The 22077-nt window shown below is 45.5% G+C and carries 15 protein-coding genes, 1 pseudogene and 1 riboswitch; of the genes and pseudogenes, 11 read left to right on the forward strand and 5 right to left on the reverse strand.

Annotated features, from left to right (window positions below; all coding sequences use genetic code 11):
• Positions 1-149: 149 nt before the first annotated feature.
• Together N5P32_RS09330 and nspC are read right to left on the reverse strand one after the other, a co-directional pair.
• Positions 150-1388, reverse strand: a complete 1239-nt coding sequence (locus tag N5P32_RS09330; RefSeq protein WP_265728815.1) for a saccharopine dehydrogenase family protein — start codon at positions 1386-1388, stop codon at positions 150-152.
• A gap of 49 nt (positions 1389-1437) precedes the next feature.
• Positions 1438-2535, reverse strand: coding sequence for a carboxynorspermidine decarboxylase (nspC, locus tag N5P32_RS09335; RefSeq protein ID WP_265728816.1), 1098 nt, complete (start codon positions 2533-2535; stop codon positions 1438-1440).
• Between the two features lie 315 nt (positions 2536-2850).
• Between nspC and N5P32_RS09340 the strand changes: the two genes are divergently transcribed.
• On the forward strand, positions 2851-3432 hold the full coding sequence (locus N5P32_RS09340) for an NnrU family protein (RefSeq protein WP_265728817.1): 582 nt from the start codon (positions 2851-2853) through the stop codon (positions 3430-3432).
• Positions 3433-3537: 105 nt separating this feature from the next.
• On the opposite strand, the gene N5P32_RS09345 is transcribed toward N5P32_RS09340, so the two are convergent.
• The gene (locus tag N5P32_RS09345; protein WP_265728818.1) at positions 3538-5448 is read right to left on the reverse strand and encodes a methyl-accepting chemotaxis protein; all 1911 of its coding nucleotides are present in this window, start codon (positions 5446-5448) and stop codon (positions 3538-3540) included.
• Between the two features lie 192 nt (positions 5449-5640).
• On the opposite strand from N5P32_RS09345, the gene yegD reads away from it, so the two are divergent.
• The 3 genes from yegD to N5P32_RS09360 all read left to right on the forward strand — a co-directional run bounded on the left by yegD (position 5641) and on the right by N5P32_RS09360 (position 9202).
• Positions 5641-7005 carry a molecular chaperone gene (gene yegD, locus N5P32_RS09350; RefSeq protein ID WP_265728819.1) on the forward strand — a complete coding sequence of 455 codons (1365 nt, stop codon included), beginning with the start codon at positions 5641-5643 and terminating at the stop codon, positions 7003-7005.
• An 82-nt stretch (positions 7006-7087) separates the two neighbouring features.
• The gene (locus N5P32_RS09355; RefSeq protein WP_265728820.1) at positions 7088-8155 is read left to right on the forward strand and encodes an FUSC family protein; all 1068 of its coding nucleotides are present in this window, start codon (positions 7088-7090) and stop codon (positions 8153-8155) included.
• Positions 8156-8237: 82 nt separating this feature from the next.
• Positions 8238-8466: riboswitch (cobalamin riboswitch) on the forward strand.
• Positions 8467-8530: 64 nt separating this feature from the next.
• Positions 8531-9202: an energy-coupling factor ABC transporter permease gene (locus tag N5P32_RS09360; protein ID WP_265728821.1), complete on the forward strand. Its 672-nt coding sequence runs from the start codon at positions 8531-8533 to the stop codon at positions 9200-9202.
• Between the two features lie 60 nt (positions 9203-9262).
• On the opposite strand, the pseudogene N5P32_RS09365 reads toward N5P32_RS09360, so the two are convergent.
• Positions 9263-10142: pseudogene (locus tag N5P32_RS09365) on the reverse strand (LysR family transcriptional regulator).
• A gap of 110 nt (positions 10143-10252) precedes the next feature.
• Here N5P32_RS09365 and N5P32_RS09370 point away from each other — a divergent pair.
• The 5 genes from N5P32_RS09370 (at position 10253) to N5P32_RS09390 (ending at position 14730) form a co-directional block, all read left to right on the forward strand.
• Positions 10253-11455, forward strand: a complete 1203-nt coding sequence (locus N5P32_RS09370; protein WP_265728867.1) for an MFS transporter — start codon at positions 10253-10255, stop codon at positions 11453-11455.
• 132 nt (positions 11456-11587) lie between these two features.
• Complete coding sequence (locus tag N5P32_RS09375; RefSeq protein WP_265728822.1) at positions 11588-12802, forward strand: capsular polysaccharide export protein, LipB/KpsS family; 1215 nt, start codon at positions 11588-11590, stop codon at positions 12800-12802.
• A 91-nt stretch (positions 12803-12893) separates the two neighbouring features.
• Entirely contained in the window at positions 12894-13313 is a 420-nt protein-coding gene (locus N5P32_RS09380) for a tetratricopeptide repeat protein (RefSeq protein WP_265728823.1), read from the forward strand.
• Between the two features lie 20 nt (positions 13314-13333).
• Positions 13334-13921 carry a 3'-5' exonuclease gene (locus N5P32_RS09385; protein WP_265728824.1) on the forward strand — a complete coding sequence of 196 codons (588 nt, stop codon included), beginning with the start codon at positions 13334-13336 and terminating at the stop codon, positions 13919-13921.
• A 296-nt stretch (positions 13922-14217) separates the two neighbouring features.
• The gene (locus N5P32_RS09390; protein WP_265728825.1) at positions 14218-14730 is read left to right on the forward strand and encodes a hypothetical protein; all 513 of its coding nucleotides are present in this window, start codon (positions 14218-14220) and stop codon (positions 14728-14730) included.
• Positions 14731-15648: 918 nt separating this feature from the next.
• Here N5P32_RS09390 and ppsA read toward each other — a convergent pair.
• The gene (gene ppsA / locus N5P32_RS09395; RefSeq protein ID WP_265728826.1) at positions 15649-18045 is read right to left on the reverse strand and encodes a phosphoenolpyruvate synthase; all 2397 of its coding nucleotides are present in this window, start codon (positions 18043-18045) and stop codon (positions 15649-15651) included.
• A 207-nt stretch (positions 18046-18252) separates the two neighbouring features.
• Here ppsA and N5P32_RS09400 point away from each other — a divergent pair, with 207 nt between their 5' ends.
• Positions 18253-19056: a pyruvate, water dikinase regulatory protein gene (locus N5P32_RS09400; RefSeq protein WP_265728827.1), complete on the forward strand. Its 804-nt coding sequence runs from the start codon at positions 18253-18255 to the stop codon at positions 19054-19056.
• Between the two features lie 377 nt (positions 19057-19433).
• Positions 19434-22055 carry a ribonuclease R gene (rnr, locus tag N5P32_RS09405; protein WP_265728828.1) on the forward strand — a complete coding sequence of 874 codons (2622 nt, stop codon included), beginning with the start codon at positions 19434-19436 and terminating at the stop codon, positions 22053-22055.
• Positions 22056-22077: the final 22 nt, after the last annotated feature.

Here is a 22077-nt window from a genome sequence, read left to right on the forward strand (position 1 = left end):
TCGGTTGATCAGTTCATAAATAAAACAGAAAGAGACAGTGTCGAAACTATAGCATTATTGTGCATGATTTGAGTAAAGAATGAGCAGGAAAAAAATAACCCCGACAAAGCGGGGTTATGTAAAGTCAGGCTGGCTTTAGGGTATTGCTATTAAAGTGTGAAAGGGCGGTCGCCGTTTTCGTCTTTAATTCGAGTCGGCAAGCCCATGTCATTCAACAAACCTAAGAAAGGTTTTGGATCAAGTTGCTCAACGTTACGCATCTCTTTCGCATCCCACGTGCCATTGGCAACCAAGATGGCTGCGGCAACAGGTGGCACGCCAGCTGTATAAGAAATACCTTGGCTGCCCACTTCGTTGAACGCGTCTTTGTGGTCTGCAACGTTGTAGATGAAGACTTCTTTCTCTTTGCCATCTTTGATGCCTTTTACTACATCACCGATGCAGGTCTTTCCTGTGTAATCAGGGGCAAGAGAAGAAGGGTCAGGCAGTACCGCTTTTACCACTTTAAGTGGCACGACTTCTAAACCTTCCGCGGTTTTAACGGGCTGTTCAGACAGCAGGCCAAGGTTTTTAAGCACGGTGAATACGTTGATGTAGTGTTCGCCAAATCCCATCCAGAAACGCACGTTTGGTACATTCAAGTTTTGTGAGATGGAGTGCACTTCATCATGGCCTGTCATGTAGGCTGTTTGTTTGCCGACGACAGGTAAATCGTCTGTGCGGCTGACTTCAAACATTTTATTTTCTTGCCACGCGCTGTCTTGCCAAGAGTACACACGTCCGGTGAATTCACGGAAGTTAATCTCTGGATCAAAGTTGGTTGCGAAGTATTTTCCGTGGCTGCCGGCGTTGATATCGATGATGTCGATATCACTCACACTGTCAAAATAATCGTTGTACGCAAGGGCGGCGTAAGCGTTGACAACACCTGGATCAAAGCCCACGCCAAGAATGGCTGTGATGCCTTTTTCTTTACACGCGTCGCGGCGTTTCCATTCGTAGTTTGCGTACCAAGGTGGGGTTTCACAAATTTTAGCTGGGTCTTCATGGATGGCGGTGTCTAGGTAAGCGGCACCCGTTTCCATGCAGGCTTCAAGCACAGACATGTTGATGAAGGCTGAGCCTACGTTGATGACGATTTGAGATTCGGTGTCTTGAATCAATTTAACCGTTGCTGGCACGTCAAGAGCGTCTAGGGCGAATGCTTGAATGCGGCCCTCTACCTTCATGCTGCCTTTGTCGAGGACACTGGATACAATATCGTCGCATTTCGTAACGCTGCGCGAAGCAATTGCGATATTGCCCAGTGTGTCATTGTGTTGGGCGCATTTATGGGCCACAACACGAGCCACGCCTCCACCGCCGATGATTAGGACATTTTTTTTCATAGTAACGCTATCTCCAAAATAAAAAGTGTTGAACCGTATTAACTTATGATTAAGACAAGTTCTGCTCAAAATCGTTGTAGTCGAATTCCCTAACGAGCTCGATAGTGCCATCCAGTTGGCGTATGGCAATAGACGGCATTTTTACACCGTTAAACCAGTTCTTTTTCACCATGGTGTAGCCTGCGGCGTCTTGAAACGATAGGCGGTCACCAACTTGCAAGGGTTTTTCAAATTTGAATTCGCCGAAAATATCACCCGCTAAGCAAGATTTTCCACAAATCATGTATTCCTGCTCGCCTTCACACGGTGCCATTTTAGCATTTTCACGGTAGATCAATAAATCCAGCATGTGCGCTTCGATAGAGCTGTCTACAACGGCTAAGTTTTTGCCATTGAATAACGTGTCCAATACTGTCACTTCAAGCGTGGTACTTTTGGTAATACTGGCTTCACCTGGCTCTAAATACACTTGAATGTCGTACTTCTCAGCAAACGCTTTTAGGCGTTGGCAAAACTTATCGATAGGGTAGTTTTCCCCTGTGAAATGTATGCCGCCGCCAAGGCTTACCCATTTCACTTGCTGAATCAAATGACCAAAACGATCTTCGATCAGGTTCAGCATGTCATCAAAGCGATCAAAATCGTTGTTCTCACAGTTATTGTGGAACATAAAACCGGATATGTCGTGAATCACTGTTTCAATTTTTTCTGGGTCCCATTCGCCAAGTCGGCTAAAAGGGCGCGCTGGGTCGGCAATCAAAAACTCAGATGTACTGACCTGAGGGTTCACGCGTAGCCCCCGAGTTTTGTCTTTGCTGGCGTCTTTAAAACGGTTGAATTGGCCGATAGAGTTGAAGATTATTTTGTCGGAGTGGTCTAATACTTCGCTAATTTCATCGTCAGAATACGCCACGCTGTAGGCGTGAGTTTCACCCTTGAATTTGGTTTTTCCAAGCTTCACTTCGTACAGAGATGAAGACGTCGTGCCGTCCATGTACTCTTGCATCAGGTCAAACACTGACCAAGTGGCAAAGCATTTTAAAGCAAGCAAAGACTTGGCTCCGGACTGTTGGCGCACATAGGCGATCTTCTCTAAATTCTTCAGAAGAGCCGCTTTATCAATGAGGTAATATGGTGTCTTGATCATGGCAACCTGCCCGTTAGTCAAAACGGTGTATTCTAGAGCAAAGGTGGGGGCTTTTTCTAGCTTAAAAACGCTATTTTGCAGGGCTTTTTGTGACGTTTTGGTGACTCCCTTGAGGTTTTAAGGGCTTGAAATTTTGTGGCATAAGGAATTGCACTTTTAGAATTGGCTGCAATGAGTAATAGGCCTATTGTCTGTTTCACTTTATAATTCTGCTCAACAACGGTATGGCGGTTTTGGTCGTTCTATACACGGCGTTTATAAAAGCCAAAGCCGCACGGGTAAATGATTTTTTAAGAGTATGAGGAACATCTTAGTATGTTGATTTTAGTAATAGGGTTGGTGGTTTTCTTTTGTCTGCATTCTGTTCGCTTGGTGGCTCCTCATTGGCGTGAGACGATTATGCAGCAGCATGGCGCGATGCGTTGGAAAATGCGCTTTGGGATGATCACACTATTGTCGACCGCGTTTATTGTGATGGGGTATCTACAAATGCGCGTTGAGCCAGTTTGGTTGTGGTTCCCGCCCGTTTGGACTCGCCATTTGGCAGGATTGCTGGTGTTGGTTGCGTTGTTCTTTGCCGGCTCCGCGTTGGTTCCTAATACCACAATGAAAAAGAAAATGGGCTATCCAATGCTGATTGCAGTGAAAATCTGGGCATTTGCGCATTTGATTAGTAATGGCTCTTTAGCCGATGTGATGGTGTTTGGCAGCTTTTTGGTGTGGTCTATTGTGAGCTTTGCTGTGTATCGTCGTCGTGACCGGAAGGCTGGTGTCATTAGAGACTTTGAATCTGGCGTGCAATATGACTTAGCGGCGTTCGCGTTTGCTATGGTGTCTTGGTTTGCTATCGCGTTTTATCTGCATCAAGCCATTATTGGTGTGTCTCCATTGGTTTAGTGCTCTCCCAATCTATAAAAAAACCTATCAGATTTTAATCTGATAGGTTTTTTTTTGCATTTTTTTGCTGTTTTAAAAGGTTAGGTGACGTTTAAGCTCTGAAGTTTAGGTTCTGAAGTTATTGATGCTTTTTGTCAAATCGTCAGCCAAGGATTTAAGCTCTTCCGCTCTGGCGGCACTTTCTGCGGCAAGGGTTACGAGTTCTGTAGAGCCTTGCTGAATGTCCGCGGTGTTTTGATTGACTTCTGAAGTAACACTGGTTTGCTCTTCGGTTGCCGTGGCAATCTGAGCCGCGCGGTCGTTTATGGTCATGACAGACTGTTGGATTTTATCCAAGCTCTCTTTGGCCATGTTTACATCTTCCACACTCCTGTTTGCTCGGCTATGACTTAATTGAATTTTGTTAACCGCATCTTTGGTGATTTTTTGAAGCGATTCGATCATTTTCTGAATTTCTTCAATAGAGCTGTAGGTGCGTTGTGATAAAACACGGACTTCGTCGGCCACGACGGCAAACCCTCGCCCTTGTTCGCCGGCGCGTGCTGCTTCAATTGCAGCGTTTAATGCGAGTAGGTTGGTTTGTTCAGCGATGCCAGAGATGGTGGTCAGGATGGTATTAATGCCGTCAGCATTTTTACTTAGGTCATTGATCACATCGGCCACACCTTGAATGTCTACGGCAAGCGTTCGAATACTGTCTTGGCTTTTCAATACTTGCGATTGTCCTACCGTACTTGCGGCAACGGTTTCATCGGCGTTAATGGCTGTATTAGTAGCATTGCCAGCAATTTCTTGTGTGGCTTGCGCCATTTGGTGAATAGCGGTCGCGACCATAGAAATATTGTGCTGTTGCTCTTCCAGCTTCAGTGAGCTGTTTCTTGATGAGTTGTGTGCTGCACTGGCTTGCTTTGCTAACTCGTGCCCCACATTTTTTAAGTGAGACACAGTGCCATGAAGTAGGGCAACAAATTGGTTAAAGTTGCCAACCAGTACGGCGATTTCATCTTTTGAGTTGGCCGTGAGTCGCTGTGTTAGATCGCCATCTCCTTGGGCTATTTGCGCCATACTGTCTGATACACGACGTAAGTCTCTGAGCAAAAAGCGCGTCACCTGTACAACGATGAAAATGGCTAAACACAATAAAATGACGACCGACATGAGGATATTGGCCCCCAAATTGTATAAAGGCGCATTCAGCACGCTTTTGTTCATCATTAAGCCGAGCACCCATGGGCTGCCTTTTATGTTGCTGGCGTGCATAAGTGTGTCTTCACCATTTAGTGTGAGGTCGACTAATTTTGCTTGTTTGCGCACTTGTTGGAATAGGTCGCGCGTTAGGGTGGGAGAAAGGTCTGTTGCTTCTTTTAATATGTGTTTTTTGTCCGAGTGTGCAATGATTTTTCCGTCGCCATCAAACAGGACACTGTATCCATCTCCTGCCACTTTCATGGCCAATACCGTATCCAGTATGCTGTCTAGGAAAACCAGCCCGCCTATGGCGCCGACAAATTGCCCCTTTACCATAATCGGCTCAACAAAGGTCATCGAGAGCTTTTGGGTAGAAGCCGAAACATAAGGCGCGGTCACGTAGGCACTGTTTTTGGCTTTGGCATCTATATACCAACTGCGTTTGCGTGGATCGTAGTCAGCGCTGTTTAAAGAAGGATCATGACGATACATCTCGCCATTTTCTAATCCTAAAAACGTCATGCCAAAACTCAAACTGGTTTGCGCTTGCTGCAAAATAGTGAGGATTTCTTTTTCATTCGCGTTTGGCTGAGCCGTTAGTAAAGCTTCGATTTTTTGCTTAACGGCCTGCATGGTTCCTACGCGATCTGCTGACCAACTGTTGATGTACGTTGAAATGGCATTCGCTTGAGAGTTGGCTTCTGATTTGATGCGAGCATCGCTGTCTGTCTTGAACTCATAAAAAGAGACGCCACCAATGGCAAGTGCTATGACAATGGCCACAATAATAGACTGAAGAGTGATTTTAGTTTGTAACGAAAAGTGCATCCTTGGTTCTCCTACGTGTTCACGTAAAGCGGATAGTTCCATTGAGTATAAGAGGTATTTCAAAATGGCCGCCATTTTCTTATATTTATCATCGCTTTTCTATTAGGAATTAGCCCTTTTCAGCTTTTGATACTTCGGGGGCTTTCTGTTATCGTCCGCGGCCATTTTATTCGTGTTGATAGGTAAAAATAGATGATTTGTGGTTTTGATTACGGAACATCCAATTGCGCGTTGGGCGTTATGCAAGATTCGTCAGTGCGTTTAGTCGCGTTGGAAGGAGATCACTCTTTTTTACCTTCTACTTTATACGCTCTAGATCGTGACTTAATCACCGAAGCCGTTGGTCGAGGCCTTCAAGATATTCATGCAAGACAATCGTTTGCAGAGCTTAGACAAAATGCGTTAACTCGTGCCAAGCGCGCTCGTTACGAAGAAGACATCGCGGATGAAGATCAGACGTTATTTTTTGGTCGCGCTGCATTTGAAGAATACTTTCAATGGCCTGAAGAAGGCTATTTTGTAAAATCTCCCAAATCTTTTCTTGGTGGCGCAGGCTTACGGTCTGAGCATATTCACTTTTTTGAAGACATCGTCACTGTGATGATGCAAAACATCAAACAGCGCGCTGAAAAGTCCCTTGGTCAAGAGATTACTCATACCGTGATTGGGCGTCCGGTTAACTTCCAAGGCCTTGATGCCGAAGCCAGTAACCGACAAGCCTTAGACATCCTAACAACGGCGGGCAAGCGCGCAGGGTTTAAGGAAATTGAGTTTCTTTATGAGCCAATAGCGGCGGGGTTAGATTTTGAAATGACCTTGCCAGACAACAAAACAGTCTTGGTTGTGGATATTGGTGGTGGTACTACGGACTGCGCCATGGTGCGAATGGGGCCAGACTACCTAAAAAAAGCGGACCGTCGTGAAGATTTTCTAGCTCATACTGGAGAGCGTGTTGGCGGGAATGATTTGGACATACAAATTGCTGGCCGACATTTTATGCCTCTGTTCGGGATGAATAGCTTGTTAAAAACGGGGTTGCCCATGCCAACACAGCTTTACTGGAACGCCGTGACCACGAATGACGTGTCCGCGATCGCAACCTTTAATAGTATGGAAACCAAACAGCAAATTGAGCAACTGAAATTGGACGCGGCCAACCCCAAATTAATAGAGCGTTTCTTGCGCATGAGAGAAGAGAAACACAATTACCACATTGTAAGAAGCGCAGAAGAAGCCAAAATTGCACTGTCTGACTCGTTCCACTATACCGCCTCGCTGGATTACATCGAAGCGGCCTTAGGAACGGACATTACGCGGGATGCATTGGCAAAATCCATCGATTCCCCATTAGAAAAAATGCTTAACCTGATGAAAGTCGCGATTGCGCAAGCAGGTGACACCCCAGACTTAATCTACATGACAGGTGGTTCCGCCAAATCGCCCATTATTCGTGAGGCGATTCAAGCCAGTATTGGTGATATCCCCGTCTTGGATGGCGATCACTTTGGCAGTGTTGCCGCTGGGCTAACGGTTTGGTCTGAACGTATTTTTAGATAACGCCGATCTGAATTTTTCATCTTTGATGGTGCTTGTTGGTGTTATAATGTTGTCCTACTAAACATTTGTATGGAGTACCAACTTGCTAAAGTCTGTGATGATTCAGATAAAAGACCTTTTTGCATGGAGCGATATCAAGCGACCTTGGCATCTTGCGGTTTTAGCCGCCGTCGCTGTTGGGACGCCCGCCTTGATCGGCGCTGCGACCAATCAATTTGCTGTTGCCACCTTATCCAGCTTGGGCGCCATGGTTATCTTGTATCTACCAAAAACGCGTATTGCCCATAGAATGGTGACCTTGGCCATGTGTTCTTTTGGATTTATGGTGTGTTTTAGCGTGGGCTCGTTGGCCAGTGTTAACCCTTACCTTGCTGCGCTGGCGCTTGGGATCTTGTCCTTTAGCGCCATTGTCATTACACGCTATTATCGCCTTCCTCCACCGGGCAGTTTTTTCTTCATTCTTGTGTCTGCGCTTGCGATTTATTTGCCATTTGATTTGAGCCGGTGGTCTGCGAACATTGGCATGGTGGGGTTGGGGGGCATGTTGGCATGTGTACTGGCTTTCTTTTACAGCTTGATGACGCACGCAAATGACTTACCTCCCGTTAAGATAGAGACGGATCCTCAAGTAAACGCCATTATTTTAGAAGGCGCTCTGGTCGCATTCTGTATTGCTTTTGCTTATTTCGTGGCCGTGTTGTGCCATTTACCAAACGCATTGTGGGTGCCTATTTCTTGCGCGGCTATTTTGCAAGGCGCTACTTATCGGATGATCTGGCACCGTAACATTCATCGCATTGTGGGAACGGCATTAGGGATGGGCGTTGCTTCTGTGCTGTTTTCTTTTCAACCTAATTACTGGGTGTTGGCACTTAGCATGATCTTTTTCCAGTTTGTTGTGGAATTATTGATCGTAAAAAACTACGGTGCCGCGGTGATTTTTATTACGCCGCTCACCGTCATCATGGCCGAAATCACCAGCGCAAACATGAGCACAGAAGTGTTGTTGCATCACCGTTTGGTTGATATCTCCATTGGCAGCACCATTGGTATTATAGGCGGTACTGTTTTTCATCGCACTTCTCTTCTCAAAAATATTGAATCGAGAATGAACGCACGCAGTTCTTTATCAGGTCGTAAGCCTTCCTAAGCGCAATTTGCAATTCGTTTGTTGCTTAACGCGGACTTAAAACGTACGCTTCGAACTTCGGTCAACGTCGTTACTTAATGAGGTTGACCGTTCTTGTGAAGGTGCCAGTCTGACTGGTGAAACGGGAAACAGGTGAGTGGACTTACACAAACCCTGTACTGCCCCCGCAACGGTAAATAAGTGATGTATTTTTTCTCGTTTCCACTGTTCGTGAGCGTAATGATATCGGATGGGAAGGGGCGAGAGACGTAAAAATACAGTTCGATCCCACACTTATGAGTCCGGAGACCGGCCTTCATTGACTCGTATTTGGGTAAACCAATACGTTAATTTGAATCATACGGGTGAGTATGAGATCCATTTTGGAGGCACATCGTGCACATTGAACCGGGCGTCGTTGACGGCGCAAAAATTGTTTTAAGTTACGCGACGGCCTTTGCCGCGCTTGGTCTATCCGCTAAAGCGTCCATCGAGATGATAAAAAAAGACGGCTTGCTGTCTTTGATCGGTCGTAGTGCGTTAACCACTCTTTTTGTCTTTGTTTTTTTTGAGATACTGCCTCATCAGGCTGTGGGCGTATCGGAAGTGCATCTCATCTTGGGGTCGACGTTGTTTCTTGTTTTTGGCCCGGCCGCGGCATCTATAGGCCTGATATTAGGCTTATTAACACAAGGTGTTTTCTTTGCTCAATTCGACTTGCCTCAATATGGTATGAACGTCACGACGTTATTGTTGCCTTTGTTTGCTATGTCTGCGGTGGCTCGTCGCACTATCGCGGAGAATACGGCATACGTCGATATTAGCTATAAACAGGCATTGAAACTGTCCTTAACTTACCAAGGCGGCATTGTCGCTTGGGTGGCGTTCTGGGCATTTTATGGTCAAGGTATGGGTGCTGATAACTTGGCCTCTGTGGCGACGTTTGGTATCGCGTATTTGAGTGTTGTGCTGATTGAACCTATTCTGGACCTTGCTGTTCTGGCTGGGGCGAAAAGCCTGCACCGTTTTAAACAGTCGTCTTTGTTTGAAGCGCGTTTGTTTAATTAAACGCAGTTGATCGATAGCAAATGCCCGTTCTGAGTCTACTTAGGACGGGCATTTTTGTCTTCAGCGTTTGTAGCGACCGTGTTCACTCACAAACTCCAAAAAGGCGCGATTGGCTTTCGACAGATAGCTGTCTTTACGCCAAGCAATGCCAAGGTCTAACCAAATGGGTGGATCAAATGATCGGGTTATTAGCTCGTCGTCGTCTTCTATTACCATAGAGAGTAAGGTTGAGATGCCAAAACCTTGTTGAGTAATGGATTTGATTAGTGGAATTAAATTGGTTTCGAAGCCAATTTTAGGTTGTTTATTACACGCTTTGGCCAGTTTATCGACGATGCGACGATGAAAATACCCCTCTTTAAACATCACCAATTCTTCATCGAAAAACGCGTCTGGCGTGATGCGTTCTAGTTGGCTAAAGGGGTGATCTGTCGCAATGGTGACTCGCATTTCTTCACGAATCAATGCCTGAGTTTCCAAGCCGTCGGGCAGGGTTTCCGCGACGATCACACTCAGATCCAACTCGCCATTTTCGAGCATTTGTTGCAGTTGCCACGTACCGCCTTCAATGACTTTAAGCGCAATGGTAGGGTATTTGTGGCGAAACGCCATCAAAATGGGGGAAATAATACGAGCCCAACATGCTGGGAATTCCTACGCGAACTTCGCCCTGACTTAATCCCTGTAGTTCACCCATTTCCAGCAGAGCGTCATCGGTTGCCTGAACGATTTTTTCCGCATGAACCAATAACCTTTTACCTTCGTCCGTTAAACCCACGTGACGATCGGCTCGATGGATGAGAGTCAAACCTAAATCGGCTTCCAGTTTTTTGATCGCCATACTCACGGCAGGCTGAGCGACACTCAACTGCTGAGCCGCTTTCGTGAAACTGGCGGTTTTTGCAATGGCAACAAAGTAACGCAATGGTTTAATGTCCATCAGAGATCCTTATGGATTCTATAAGATAGATATATTTTATTGATAAAATCACTGGGCGTATAGTGGCACTGTTATTTCATTTTATGGGTGTTAACCCAGCGGAGTTGCGTGTGATTGAAGTTGGCAGTGCGGTATTTTGGCGAGGCACTTTGGCCTTGGTGATTGGCTCATTCATGATTTTTGCCAATGTGTATGTAACACAGCCTTTATTGCCGATGATCGCGAATGAATTCGCCATCAGCCCACTGCAAGCCAGTGGCAGCTTCACCATTACCACACTGACTCTGGGCATTTCATTGCTTTTTTATGGGCCGATCTCTGACGCTCTTGGTCGAAAAGGCATCATGGTGATGACCATGGTGGGCATCACCTTAACCACCTTTTGTTTGTCCTTAGTACAAAGCTACGAATCACTGCTTGCATTACGCGCGTTGCAAGGCTTCTTTCTGGCAGGGTTGCCAGCCATTGCGGTGGCGTATTTGGGAGACGAGTACACGCCTGAAGCGTTACTGGTGGCGGTTGGTTTGTACATCAGCGGTAATACATTGGGTGGTATTGGTGGTCGTCTTATTGGCGGCTTCGTCGGGGAGTGGCTGGGCCGCTCTGCCACTTTTGCCGTAATGAGTGCCATCAGTCTGATGTGTTTGCTCGCTTTTTTCTTCCTGCTACCAAAATCTCAACACTTTGAGCCAAAGCCTCTTCGTGTTGGTCATATATTGAATAATATGAAAAGCCATTTGCAAAACCGTCGATTACTTACCTGTTATTTGATTGGTGGCTTCAGCTTCTTCATTTTTATCAATCAATACAGCTATGTGACCTTCGTTTTAGAGGCTGAGCCATATAACTTAACTGCGAAGTACGTCGGCTTGCTGTTCTTAACTTATTTATCTGGCACCTTGGGCTCGGCGATCTCGGGTAAACTCGCCAAACGTTGGAGCCAGCCCAATATTATGGTGTTAGGCACCTGTATCTTTATGTTTGGTTCACTGGTGACGCTTGGAAATTCGTTATTGGCGATCATTGTGGGCTTACTCATAAACAGCTTTGGCTTCTTTCTATGTCACTCAACGGCCAGTGGGTTTGTTAGTCGAAACGCCAAACACGCCAAAGCCAGCGCCTCTTCTTTGTACCTTGTTTTCTATTATCTTGGGGCAAGTTTAGGCGGATTCTACCTAGACCCATTTTGGCAAGCGAACGGTTGGACCGGCGTTGTATTGGGGTCTTGGATAGTGCTCGGCGCGGTTGTTTTGGCGGGAGTGAGTTTGGTTTTAGACAACAAAAAAACCTTGTCGCTGAATGTTTCCCATTAACAGGGTAAAGGGACATTTCGCGAGACCATCGGTGATTTGGCGTTAACCGTTAAGGATGATCGCTCTCGTCATACTGATGTCTTATTTCGGTGTTATAAAAATACCTCAACAAGACAGAAGTATGGCGACAATATGGACTACTTATTCATTTCTCGAAAAAATGTACATTCCCGATATTATCAAATTTTAGTGAAACGCCTGAAGTTGGATTGTGAGCTATACATTACAGGTATGCCGACCTTATCCTCACTGCCGTTCTTAAAAGAAGCCTGTAAAGTCGACTTTAGTGACGTTCTTGAGCAGCAAACGAAGCGTAAAAAAGCTTACCATCCTATCTGGAAAAACACCTTGTTAATGTCGTTATATCGCCGTGTCCAGCTTGGTGTGGAGCGTTTAAGGTACGCTAAATTCCTATCGGTATTATCGGTAAAAAAGCCATCCCATGTTGTTATCTGGAATGGGCGAAAACTGCCTAATGTCACCATAGCGATGGCGGCTAAGAGTTTGGGAATTAAGGTTTTCTACTTTGAAAATGGTTTATTGCCACAAACCGTTACTCTAGATCCTAAAGGCGTTAATTTTTCTTCGTCTTTGAGTCAGGATCCCAGTTTCTATTTGTCATTTGATCCAGAGAACAAACATGCATTTTCTGCTCCAGACATTGTGCCGCGTAGCAATATAAAAAAACGACAACATTTTCAAAGCGCAGACCTACCAGATCGATTTATTTTTGTTCCATTTCAAGTGCCCCACGATACGCAAATTGTATGCTATTCCTCTTGGATTGAATCGATGGAGATGCTGTACGATCAAGTGATATCTTCTGTCAAAGCACTTAATGATCCAGAGTTAAAAGTGGTTTTTAAAGAACATCCCTCTTGGCATAAGCACTATTCGTCTTTGTATAATAAGGACTCAATAGGACAATTCGCCAATGGCAATTCAACGGTCGAATTAATGAGTAAGGCCGAAGCGGTTGTTACAATAAACTCGACAGTAGGCATGGAATCACTTTTACTAAATCAACGTGTTATTACGCTTGGCGATGCTTGCTACAACATAGATGGGTTGGTATTACACGCAAACACAGCGTCTCAGCTAACGGAGTGTTTACTGCAAATACAGCAAGGTTGGCAAATGAATACTCAGCTGTGCGAGAAATATTTTTCTTATCTAGAGTACGTTTACTGTATTCCTCGTATTGCCAAAGACGACCCAGAACACATCGAAGCAGTGCGCCAACGCTTGCTAGAAGAAGATGTCTTTAGTCGGACACAAAATGGTGTATCCACAAGTCTCTCAAGGAGCCAAATGCCAACAGGAGCGCTGGAACTGAGTCGAGCCTAGCGTTTATTATTCATGAAAAGCTGTCATAAATAGCGTATTAAAATTACCATGCCCCCTAATACGCTATTGAAGATTACATGCTGAGTAAAATATGAACACTAAAATATACAAAGAAGTCCTGTACCTCGCCAAAGAACTAATGACCTGCGCCAATAAAAAAGACCAAGCGGGTTTTGATGGGTATTACCAAGAATTAAAAACCATCTGTGATGACAACGACGGCACAGACAAAGACCACCCAGTGCAGTGGGAAACCCTAGGCGACTTTACCGACGACTTAGAGCAAGCCATTGTCATCTACGATAAAGCCTTAGAAAAAGCCGCCGCTATAAACTCCAAAGATTACCTTTCCTCCATCGGCTTTTCGGCAGCGCAATTGAAACTAGAGCTTGGCGACAACGCGGGTGCCATTGAATACCTAGAACAAGCTAAAATTCACAGCAACAAGATAATCGACAAAGAACTAAAGGCAGAGATTCACGACGTATTGTTTGATCTGAAAAAAGCCTAACGCAACAAAAGAGACACAGAATGGAACGTCCGACCAAGGAACAGATCAGCGCATTGCCTTTGTACATTGGCCTTGGTCTTTCTAATATCTACATCGTTGAAAATGAGCAGCAGGCGATGGACGCTTTGCACGTATTGTTAACGGAATCTCGGCTTGGCTTCGACACCGAAAGCAAACCGATTTTCCAAAAAGGCCAAGTTAGCCCCGGCCCTTCGCTGATTCAACTAGCGACGGAAACAACCGCTTTCCTTTTCCCAACACGATTTCCCTGTGCGGTAGCGGCTGCCAAGCAAATACTGACCAACCAAAATATCAAAAAAATTGGCTTCGGCATCAAAGACGACAACAAAGAACTGCGCAATAAACTCAACATCGACATCACCAATACGCAAGACTTATCCGTCACCTTAAAGCAACTTGCTGGAGAGAAAAACAGCATCGGCGCCCGCGCCGCCGTCGCCATGATGCTGGGAAAACGCCTTGGTAAAGGCGCCCAAAAATCCAACTGGGGCGCGTATCCACTGAAAGAAAACCAGATCCTCTATGCGGCGAATGACGCGCATTCGGCTATTTGTGTGGAAAGGGCGTTGGCTTTATTAAGGTCTTAGTTTCCTCCCTTTTCAAGGGGAAGACGGAAGATGGGGTTATTGGTTCTATTCAAACGCTTTGTATTTCCGACCTTTATTTCCGCTTTTTAATTCGGGAAAAAGCTGAGCGGGTAACTTTTTTTAAGCGCACAGAACTTAAGTCTAAAGGGAAGCAAAAATTCGCTTAAGATCTTTAATAACTTCTTTTTTCTTCATAAAGTGGGGGAATGCGATGCCTAGAGACCGTGGGGAATCGATTGTTTTGAATGATGTGAGCAAGTACATTGACCCATATATAAAGCCATGCGGAGGTTATAATGACGGTAGAATCAATATCAATTGGGATTTCAGTTTTTGCATTAATTATTTCTGTATTAACTTTTTATTTTACGCTTTTTCATAATAAACATAGCTTAGTTGCTACAGTTGCAAAATGGACTAATGACCCAGATCCTAATACCTTGGACAACATTTGCGAAATTGGAGTTTTCAATAATGGAAATCGAGATTTATTAATTCAATCGGTAGAAGTTGACTTTTCCGAAAATTCCTCTAATCGAGCTTATCCTGAATTGAATTTAAATGAAGTTCCATGTTCTTTAAAAGCTGGTGGGTGCGAACTTTTGGCTATACCTATACCAAAACTATTTATGGAAAATGCTCAGAATAAAGACCTCCTTATTAAAATAATTATTTACGTTTATACAATTAAGGGTGAGCTAAGGATTGCAACTAAAAACCTAACTCCGATTATTGGCGACAAGGGGCCTGCTTCTTTGGATTGGCAGCCATTTTTTTTAAGAAAAGTTAAGCTAAGTGATAGGCAGTGAATGTAGTAGAGTATTTAATAAGATTTTAAAAACTTGGTTTTCCACCATAGCTTAATTTAGCAATTTCTTAGAATGTCTTATTTAGTTTGTTCGACGCAATCCCGATTGCGCGACATTATGGAGTTTCAGAGTCCTTGTTTGGCGAGCTATCTCCCACCGAATAAACAATTTATGCCTTACGATATAAATCGTCTTGCTAAAGCTAACGTAAAACAGTGTGAATCAGACGTTTGGGCGAAAGCCCGACAAAGAGACTTTTTGGTTACTTTTGTGGATCTGGACAAAAGTTACCCGCTCAGCAGAGCGGAATAAAGGTTGGGAATACAAGGTGTTTGAATGGAACCCGAAGAAGAGATTAACCCCATCCTCCGCCTTCCCCTTGAAGACAAAAGGGGAAGGGACTTGGTGATTTGTAACCATTACCTTTTATCTTTGAAATACCAATAAAGTCAGTTCGACGCAATCCCGATTGCGCGACTCTATGGAGTTTCAGAGTCATTGTTTGACGAGCCATCTCCTACCAAATAAACAATCTATTCCTTACGATGTAAATCGTGATGCCAAACTTAATAATAAACAGTGTGAATCAGACGTTTGGGCGATAGCCCGATAAAGAGACTTTTTGGTAACTTTTGTGGATCTGGGCAAAAGTTACCCGCTCAGCAGAGCGGAACAAAAGGTTGGGAATACAAAGGGTTTGAATGGAACCAAAGAAACCCCTCCCTAACCCTCCCTTGAAGAAAGGGGAAGGGACTAAAAAAAGCCCCGCAAAGCGGGGCTATAAAACTAGGGAGTGACAACGATAAAGTCACGCGCTGTTGTTACACAGCATTCTGATCCGGTGCCGTATTATTTAATACAACACCAAACGCAGTGGGTTTTCCTGTTGAATCATGTCGATGAAACAGGAATGTTTTGTTAAATGGCTTTGTTGTTCAATTCGGTGCTTTTTAGCACTTCATCAAGGTGTAGCCAGGTTTCGATGACGGTGTCTGGGTTAAGAGACATGCTTTCGATGCCTTGGGCGACAAGCCAGTCGGCGAAGTCGGCGTGGTCAGATGGGCCTTGGCCGCAGATTCCAACGTATTTGCCTTGTTCACGACAGGCGGTGATGGCCATTTTTAGCAGTTTTTTCACAGCTGGGTTACGTTCGTCGAATTTGTCTGCGATCAATCCTGAGTCGCGGTCAAGTCCGAGTGTTAGCTGAGTCAAGTCGTTAGAGCCGATTGAGAAGCCGTCGAAGTATTGTAGGAACTCGTCAGCCAATAGGGCGTTGGACGGCAGTTCGCACATCATGATGACTTTCAGGCCGTTTTCACCGCGAGCCAAGCCTTGTTCAGCTAGCAGTTCGGTGACTTGTTGGGCTTCTTCCAAGGTACGAACAAATGGGATCATGATTTGTACGTTGGTTAAGCCCATGTCGTTACGAACGCGGCGGATGGCTTCACATTCTAGGGCGAAGCAGTCGCGGAACGAGTCGTCGATGTAGCGCGCTGCGCCACGGAAACCAAGCATTGGGTTTTCTTCGTCTGGTTCAAACAATGGACCGCCAACTAGGTTGTGGTATTCGTTTGATTTGAAGTCAGACAAGCGCACGATGACTGGCTTCTTAGAGAAAGAGCAAGCCAGTGTTGCGACGCCTTCGACCAGTTTGTCGACGTAGAATTCCACTGGGCTGTTGTAGCCGGCGATGCGGTGGTTGATCTCTTCTTGCAACGCGGGTGTCATGTCTGCGTAGTTCAACAAGGCTTTCGGGTGAATGCCGATCATGCGGTTGATGATGAATTCTAAGCGAGCCAAGCCTATGCCAGCGTTTGGTAACATGGCAAAGTCAAACGCGCGGTTTGGGTTGCCCACGTTCATCATGATTTTCACTGGCAGTTCTGGCATGTTGCCGACTTCAGAGGTGATGATGTCGAATGGCAGTTCGCCTTGGTAAACAAAGCCCATGTCGCCTTGTGAGCAAGATACAGTGACTATTTGGCCATCTTTCAATACGTCTGTTGCGTCGCCACAACCAACAACGGCTGGAATACCGAGTTCACGTGCGATGATCGCCGCGTGACAAGTACGACCACCACGGTTGGTAACAATCGCAGAAGCGCGCTTCATGATGGGTTCCCAATCTGGATCGGTAATGTCGGTAACCAGAACGTCGCCCGGTTGGATGCGATCCATTTCGGTAATAGAAGACAATACTTTTACGGCGCCTGTGCCGATTTTGTGACCAATGGCGCGGCCAGTGATCATTACCTGAGAGGTTTTCTTCAGGTTGTAACGTTCCATGCTTTGGGCGTTGGCTTGGCTACGAACGGTTTCTGGTCGCGCTTGAACAATGTAGATCTTGCCGTCGATGCCGTCTTTCGCCCATTCAATGTCCATTGGGCGCTTGTAGTGTTTTTCGATAATGCAGGCTTGGCGAGCAAGGTCTTGGATTTCGTCGTTGGTTAGGGCGAAGCGGTTCTGGTCGTCCAAGGCTACTGGGACGATTTTAACGAATTCTTCGCTGCCAGCTTCGGCGTATTCCATTTTTTGTGCTTTGCTGCTTAGGCTCTTGCGCACAACCGCCGGGCGATTGGCGGCCAGTGTTGGCTTGTGAACGTAGTATTCGTCTGGGTTTACGGTGCCTTGTACAACCATTTCGCCAAGGCCGTAAGCGGCGGTGATGAAAACCACTTCGTCAAAGCCGGATTCTGTGTCTAGGGTAAACAAGACGCCAGACGCACCGATGTCACTGCGTACCATTTTTTGAATGCCTGCGGACAAAGACACACCTTGGTGTTCAAAGCCTTGGTGAACGCGGTAAGAAATCGCACGGTCGTTAAAGAGGGAAGCAAACACGCGTTTGATCGATGCTTTGATGTCTGCCAAGCCTTTCACGTTTAGGAAAGTTTCTTGCTGGCCTGCGAAAGACGCGTCTGGTAAATCTTCCGCGGTGGCAGAAGAGCGTACGGCAAATGACGTGTCGTCTGTGTTGTCATCGCAAAGCGTTGCGAAAGCCGCTTCGATTTCTTGGTCAAATTCGGCAGAGAAAGTCGCCTCTTCGATCCATTGGCGAATTTTCACGCCCGTTTCAGCAAGGGCGTGAACATCGTCTACGTCCAATGCATCTAATGCTTGATGGATTTTTTCGTCTAGGCCGCTTTCAGTGATGAAGCTTTGATAAGCATAGGAAGTGGTTGCGAAACCGTTTGGTACTTGAATACCAAGGTCTGTCAGGTTGGAAATCATTTCACCCAAAGAGGCGTTCTTGCCGCCAACTTCACCGACATCTTCCATATGAAGATCTTTAAACCACTTAATAAACTTGCTCACTAGAGACTCCAGTTTTTTTTTATAAATGAATGGCAGGAATAGTATTTAGCCAGTTTTTCCTAGTACACCAAGTACTTGTCAAAGCACTTGATCTGGGTTCATTGTATGTAGGTGCGTTGCTTCGAATAAAATCGATTATTCGATGTAGTTTTATTTCAATCGAAAAAACGAATGTCGTTAGATAACAACAAAACAGGTGAATATTGAATGAAAGTGTATTTTGTCTCTGATGGAACGGCGATTACCGCTGAGGTATTTGGTTCGGCAATGTTGTCGTTTTTTGATGTGGCGGTAGAGACAAAAAGTGTGCCTTTTTTGATCACAAAAGATCAGGCGGAAGGGCTAAAACAACAGATCAATCTGGAAATGAAGGAAGGGGTTGCTTTGTTGGTTTTTTATACCATTGCCGATGTGGCGATCCGCGATATTATCGAGTCTTGTGACTGCCATTGTTACAACCTTTTTGGGGATTTACTGTCGCCGATTGAGCAAGCCTTGGGCGTGAAAGCACAGCCAACCGCACAGAAAGCGCATGGTATGAAAGAGGGCGTTTATGATGGCCGAATTGACGCGATAAACTACGCTTTGGCGAACGATGACGGGGCGTCGGTAAAGAATTTTGCCGAAGCCGATATTATCCTACTTGGCGTGTCGCGCTCCGGTAAAACGCCGACCAGTTTGTATCTCGCAATGCAATACGGTATTAAAGCCGCTAACTACCCCATCACCGAAGACGATTTTTCTTCTCCAGGTTTGCCAAAAGTCTTAAAAGATCACAAGAAAAAGCTGTTTGGTTTGACCATCGATGCCCAGCGATTGCATGAAATTCGCACCGGTCGTATGGCGGCGAGTAAATACGCATCGTCGCGCCAGTGTCGCTATGAAGTGGATGAAGTAGAGTCTCTTTATCGCCAAGAACGTATTCCATTTTTAAATTCGACGAAACTGTCTGTGGAAGAAATTTCCACCAAAGTGATGGCTGAAATGAATTTGGTGCGGCACAGACAGTGAACGGATGCTGAGAAGTAATCGAATTATTCGATGGATTCCTGTTTTTTGCATGAAAAACACACAAAAATGGCATAAAAATATTTCAGTTAGTTCAAAATGGCATTACAAATGTCAGATAAATGTGACGAAGTCACCGGTTTAGATGCCTGTTTGTTGTGTAATTACCAAATTCGCTCTAAGAGAGTGTGAAGATAATGTTAAGAGCAGCGTGAACTGGGAGAGTATTTGTTGAATATGCTCTATAATGACAACTAATTGAACGCATCCGTCATTCGGCAGACGTGACAAACGAATACCGAGCGTTCTGAATAGTGAGATGTTCATATTTCTATTTTATAAAAGGGCGTCTTATTGAAAAAACCAAGGATAAAAATACATTGAGTAATAAAAAAATTAACGATCCCCACATGCAGCGAGAAGCGTCTAAGTACGATAATCCCGTACCAAGCCGTGAATTCATTCTAGAGTTTCTTGCCACCCAGAATAAAAGCATGGGTCACTTAGATTTATGCAAAGAGTTTTCGCTGACTGGCGAAGACGAAATCGAAGCCCTCCGTCGCCGTCTCATCGCTATGTGCCGAGACAATCAAATGACCAGCAACCAAAATGACGAATACTCGCCGATTTTAGAGAGTGACCTGATCGAAGGTTACGTCCAAGGCAATAAAGAAGGTCATGGTTTCTTGCTGCGTCAAAGCGATGACGATATTTTCCTATCTGCCCGTCAAATGCAGAACGTGATGGATGGCGATAAAGTCAAAGCACGCCTTTCTGGTCGTAGCGTTAAAGGTCGCTTAGATGGTGTCGTGGTTGAGGTGCTAGAACGTAAGCACACGCAACTTGTTGGCCGATACTATGAAGAAAGCCGTACCGCTTTCGTCACACCTGAAAACCCACGTATCGCACAAGATATCTTGATCACTACAGAATCAGGTTTAACGCCGACTCATGGTCAATACGTGTTGGCTGAAATTGTTAGCTACGCTGAGCGCGGTAAACCAGCCCAAGGTTTGGTGAAGAAAGTCTTGGGTGACTTTATGGCACCGGGCGTTGAAATTGAAGTGGCGATGCACCGTTACGAAATTCCTAACGAGTGGCCAGCCGCGGTTGAAAAGCAAATCAAAAACTTCAGCACAGAAGTAGCAGAAGAAGACAAAGCGCATCGCGTGGATTTGCGTGAGACACCGTTTGTTACCATTGATGGTGAAGACGCGCGCGACTTTGATGATGCGGTATATTGTGAAAAAACGCCGGGTGGCTGGAAGTTATTTGTTGCCATTGCCGATGTCTCTCATTATGTGAAGAAAGACACAGCGCTGGATGAAGAAGCGATTGTTCGCGGTAATTCGGTGTATTTCCCCGGTCGCGTTATTCCTATGTTGCCAGAAGTTTTGTCGAACGGCCTTTGTTCATTAAACCCAGACGTAGATCGTTTGGCGATGGTTGCAGAAGTGTCTTTGACGAGCAAAGGCAAGATGCGTGGTTTCAAATTTTATGAAGGTTTGATCCGTTCCCATGCCCGTTTGACTTACACCAAGGTCGCGAAAATGATCGCAGACGAGCCAGAAGAGCAAGGTGTTGAGCTGCGTGAGCGTTATGCGTCCATTGTGTCGCACATTGATGATTTGAAAGGTTTGTATCAGGTCCTAAAAGGCGCGCGTGATGAGCGCGGCGCGATGGAGTTCGATACCACCGAAACGCGCATGGTGTTTGACGAGAACTCCAAAATTGAACACATTGTTCCTGTCGAGCGTAATGACGCTCATAAATTGATCGAAGAATGTATGTTGTGCGCTAACGTAGCGGCGGCAGAGTTATTGATCAAAGCCGATTTGCCGGCCTTGTTCCGTGTTCACGAAGGGCCAAAAGACGACCGTTTGTTAACGCTACGCACTTATCTTGGTTTATTGGGATTAGAGCTAACGGGCGGTACTAAACCAACGCCAGCAGATTACGCGGCCTTGTCTGAAAGTATTAAAGACCGAGCGGATGCCCGTAGTATTCAAACTATGATGCTACGCTCTATGTCTCAAGCTGTGTATCAAGCCGATAATTTGGGTCACTTTGGTTTAAATTATGAAGCTTATACGCACTTTACGTCACCTATTCGTCGTTACCCAGATTTGTTAGTTCATCGCGCGATTCGTTATTTGATTCGTGGTGAAGGCCGTCCGGCTGTGCGTCAGGCGCATCGTGTCGCTGGCAGCCCAGAACTGAAAGAACGCAAAATCTATGGTTATAACCACGCGGATATGGACGGTTTAGGGGATTCTTGTTCCTTGACCGAGCGCCGTGCAGATGAAGCCACTCGTGACGTAGAAGCCTGGTTGAAATGCCAATACGTGGAACAGCATTTGGGCGAACCGTTTGACGGGGTTGTCACAGCAGTGACGTCGTTTGGTTTATTCGTCGAGTTGCAAGGCTTGTTTGTTGATGGTTTGGTGCATATTTCTGGTCTTGGACAAGATTATTTTGTTCACGATATGGAACATCAGGCGATTGTTGGTGAACGCACAGGTCGTGTCTTCCGCCTTGGTGACACGTTGAAAGTTCGCGTATCTAATGTGAACTTAGAACAGCGCAAAATTGATTTGAGCTTGGATGATAACGGCGGCCGACCACCACGTAAAAAGGTGGAGCGCAACGATATGACCGAATTGGAAATGCAATTGGCGCAATTGCCACCGATTGAATTAGGCGGTCGACCTAAGCCTAAGACGGCAGCAAAAGTAAGCGGAGATAAATCCAAAGACGATAAAACCTCTAAAGAGGATAACTCCAAAGACGGCAAAGGTTCAGACGGTAAAGCAAAGAAAAAACGCCGTTCGCCAGTGTCTAAAGGCAAACGCATTAGGCAGAAGAAATCGGGCACGGTGTCAGCAAACGGTAAGCCAACTGCGGCGGTTAAGAAGCCGAAAAAGCCTAAGAAGCCGAAAAAAGCAATGCTAAGCCAAAAGCAAAAGATTGATCAGACATTGAAAATTGAACTTTCTAGATAAACAAATAAATGAATAAAAGGGG

The sequence above is a fragment of the Marinomonas pontica genome (assembly GCF_026191375.1).
Lineage (GTDB): Bacteria > Pseudomonadota > Gammaproteobacteria > Pseudomonadales > Marinomonadaceae > Marinomonas > Marinomonas pontica.

Bases quoted from the DNA above. Each gene is read 5' to 3' on its own strand.
- N5P32_RS09380 (WP_265728823.1), top strand. From the start codon at position 12,894: ATGAACACTAAAATATACAAAGAAGTCCTGTACCTCGCCAAAGAACTA.
- yegD (WP_265728819.1), top strand. From the start codon at position 5,641: ATGATTTGTGGTTTTGATTACGGAACATCCAATTGCGCGTTGGGCGTT.
- N5P32_RS09375 (WP_265728822.1), top strand. From the start codon at position 11,588: ATGGACTACTTATTCATTTCTCGAAAAAATGTACATTCCCGATATTAT.
- nspC (WP_265728816.1), bottom strand. From the start codon at position 2,535: ATGATCAAGACACCATATTACCTCATTGATAAAGCGGCTCTTCTGAAG.
- N5P32_RS09340 (WP_265728817.1), top strand. From the start codon at position 2,851: ATGTTGATTTTAGTAATAGGGTTGGTGGTTTTCTTTTGTCTGCATTCT.
- N5P32_RS09385 (WP_265728824.1), top strand. From the start codon at position 13,334: ATGGAACGTCCGACCAAGGAACAGATCAGCGCATTGCCTTTGTACATT.
- N5P32_RS09400 (WP_265728827.1), top strand. From the start codon at position 18,253: ATGAAAGTGTATTTTGTCTCTGATGGAACGGCGATTACCGCTGAGGTA.
- N5P32_RS09330 (WP_265728815.1), bottom strand. From the start codon at position 1,388: ATGAAAAAAAATGTCCTAATCATCGGCGGTGGAGGCGTGGCTCGTGTT.
- N5P32_RS09345 (WP_265728818.1), bottom strand. From the start codon at position 5,448: ATGCACTTTTCGTTACAAACTAAAATCACTCTTCAGTCTATTATTGTG.
- N5P32_RS09390 (WP_265728825.1), top strand. From the start codon at position 14,218: ATGACGGTAGAATCAATATCAATTGGGATTTCAGTTTTTGCATTAATT.